Origin of the sequence: Acinetobacter sp. V2, from assembly GCF_001188385.1 — a bacterium.
GTDB classification, from domain to species: domain Bacteria; phylum Pseudomonadota; class Gammaproteobacteria; order Pseudomonadales; family Moraxellaceae; genus Acinetobacter; species Acinetobacter oleivorans.
In genome coordinates this window covers 934,777-937,580 of record NZ_JZFB01000001.1, presented here as the reverse complement: position 1 = coordinate 937,580, position 2,804 = coordinate 934,777, and the positions used below count along the sequence as shown (strand labels likewise).

2 protein-coding genes and 1 pseudogene are annotated in these 2,804 nt (G+C 40.7%); all 3 read right to left on the bottom strand.

Features of this window, described 5'->3' with window-relative positions; genetic code table 11:
- Positions 1 to 1,495 (bottom strand): penicillin acylase family protein (locus UC75_RS20180; protein WP_228137081.1); only part of this gene is annotated, 1,495 nt, incomplete at its 3' end.
- Positions 1,496 to 1,755: 260 nt separating this feature from the next.
- Complete coding sequence (pcaD, locus tag UC75_RS04235; RefSeq protein ID WP_049836813.1) at positions 1,756 to 2,535, bottom strand: 3-oxoadipate enol-lactonase; 780 nt, start codon at positions 2,533 to 2,535, stop codon at positions 1,756 to 1,758.
- Positions 2,536 to 2,545: 10 nt separating this feature from the next.
- Positions 2,546 to 2,804, bottom strand: a pseudogene (locus UC75_RS20175) (acetyl-CoA C-acyltransferase); the annotation flags it as partial.

The following is a 2,804-nucleotide window of genomic DNA, read 5'->3' as shown; positions in this document are numbered from 1 at the left end:
TGTGTGAGAAGTCATAAAAACCTTGCCACTCCATAGAACCGTCACCTTTAGCTGGAAGCTGAATATGTTGGTTTTCAGGGCGAATAGGTAAACGACCTAAAGCAGCAACACCGATATTATCTTTAGTATCGGCATAGAACCAAGTGATAGAGGCTGCGACACGTTTGGCTTGAGCAAGAAATTCATCCCAATTTGAGGCTTTCGCTGCACTTGCCCATCCTAACAAAGTTTCAATTTCTACGCCTTCCCAGCTACGTTTTTGCGCATACGCCGTATGGTTATTATCATCCCATGTACTTACAAAACCTTGTTTACTCTTATAAACATCTAAAACATGGTCTGCTTGACTCTTAACTTTGATTTTTACTTGCTTGTGCTCAAATGGAATATAAGCTCCTTTATATAAATATTCTTTTGAATTGCTTGGATTTAAAGTGAGTTGGTAAACATCGTTAGTATCGAGTGAGCCTACCGTAGAGCCCCATGCTATTTTGCCATTGGTTCCAAATAAAATTGCAGGTAAGCCAACAGGAGTAATACCTGTCAAATTATAGCCAGCTCCATGTAAACCAATACCGTAGGTGATTGCTGGTGTATACCATCCTTGCTGTGGGCCATTATATAAAACTGCTTGGCCTTCAATGGTCTTATCACCTTTTAAGACCCATGCATTACTGGCGGTAGGTACACCATCTACAACACTTTTGCCTAAAGCAATGCGAGCTTGCGCTAGATAGGTTTTTGCTGCTTTGTTTGAAATAGGGCTAATATCTTTAAGTATTTGCTGTTGACGCGCTATAAGCTGTGGTTTTTGTGCAGATTGGATAATGGTTGGAGCACTTGGGTCGTTTAGCCAACGTAATTGTTGATAGACTTTAAGACCTTCTTCTTGGCCTTTTTCTTTTTGCAGTTGCGTGAGCAAATCTAAATTTGATACTTCAGAACTGGCTGAAAAGAAGCGATTCAAAATTAAGCCTACCCAAACCATAGCAATATCTTCTGGTTGCCATGTTGATGGTTTAAAACCATGATCTGTGAACTCTTTAGGCATAAGAGCTGGATCTGCTAAAACCTCTTTAACCCGTTTACTAAAACCTGCGGCATAACCTTCAAAAATTGCTCGGTCTTCTGGTGAGAGCGCGGCGAGTTGCTGCTTAATATTTTCTGGGTCAAAACGGCTATGCGTCGCAATATCATATTGAAGATAGTCGGGGCCGAGGACCTCAGCAACCGTACCTTGTCCTGTACGTTTTGACATTTCCATCTGGAATAATCGATCGGTCGCTACCGAATAGCCATAACCGTAGAAAAGCCCATAGGTATCATTTGCATATACATGAGGAGTACCGAATTTATCACGCTTAATCGTGATCTGCTTTTGTGTTGGTGTTGAGTCTAAACTTGATGAAGAATTACAACCCGCTAAAAGTGCACCTAAAAGTAATGTTCCATATTTAATTAAAGGGCGTGTAGGGTGAGGCCGAGAATTCAGCATAGGTATGTTCAATTTAGATATCCTTACTTTCATTATGATGTAGAAGTGAATGATTTAAGAATCTTCTTAGATTCACGTCACTGATGAACAAGCCCTGTTCATGAATTTAAAATACTGTTATTTATCCATGTAATTTTCCATTACATTTGAGGTATATATTTATACCTTCTCGAACAAGTTATGGTGTTTTCTATTTTGAGAGAATAAAAAAGGCCATGATTGGCCTTTTTAGAAATGAATAAAGTTTATTGACAGCGAAATTAGTTCACTAAAAAATCCTTTAAAATTTTATTAAAAGCTTCTGGCTGTTCTACATTGGAAATATGAGAGGCATCTATTTCTGCAAGTTTTGATTGTGGAATGCGTTGCTGCATAAATTCACCATCTGCAACTGTAGTGACTGGGTCTTGAGTTCCAGCAATTACCAATACAGAAATTTTAATGTCTTTTAACTGCTCACGGACATCCGCTTTAGCCAAAGCCTCACAACAATTGGCATAACCCATTGCGCTGCCAGCACTTAAGTCGTTACACAGGTTGTTGACGATTAAAGCATGACTTTGGATAAAGGGATCTGTAAACCATCGCGAAGCTGCTGTAGCTGCGATCGGTTGTAAACCTTGCTCACGTACTAATTTTGCACGGTCAAGCCATGCCTGCTCTTGACCAATTTTAGCGGCAGTATTTGCCACAACCACATGACTAAAACGGTCAGGGTAATGAATCGCCAGCCATTGACCGGTTAAACCACCCATAGAAATTCCACAAAAAGCAGCTTTGCTAATATTCAGATGATCCAGTAAACGGACAACATCTTCACCTAATTGTTCTACAGTATATGGACCGTCAGGCGTAGATGATGAACCGTGACCACGAGTGTCATAGCAGATCACAAAAAATTGATCTTTTAACTCATTAAACTGTTTTTGCCACATGCCATAGTTGGTGCCCAAAGAGTTGGAAAACACCAGAGCAGGGGACGACGGTTCGCCAAAAGTTTGATAGTTAATTTGTGCATCGGCAGATTGAAAAGATGGCATTTATTTCTCCTTAAAGTGCTTCAACACGTTCAATAATCAAAGCAATCCCTTGACCTACACCAATACACATTGAACACAAACCATAACGACCACCTGTTTGTTCAAGCTGGTTTAAGGCTGTAGTCACGAGGCGTGCACCTGATGCACCAAGTGGATGGCCTAAAGCAATGGCACCACCGTTTGGATTTACCTTGTTGCTATCGTCTGGCAAGCCTAAATCACGGGTCACTGCTAAAGCTTGTGCAGCAAAGGCCTCATTGAGCTCAATC

Bases quoted from the DNA above. Each gene is read 5' to 3' on its own strand.
- pcaD (WP_049836813.1), bottom strand. From the start codon at position 2,535: ATGCCATCTTTTCAATCTGCCGATGCACAAATTAACTATCAAACTTTT.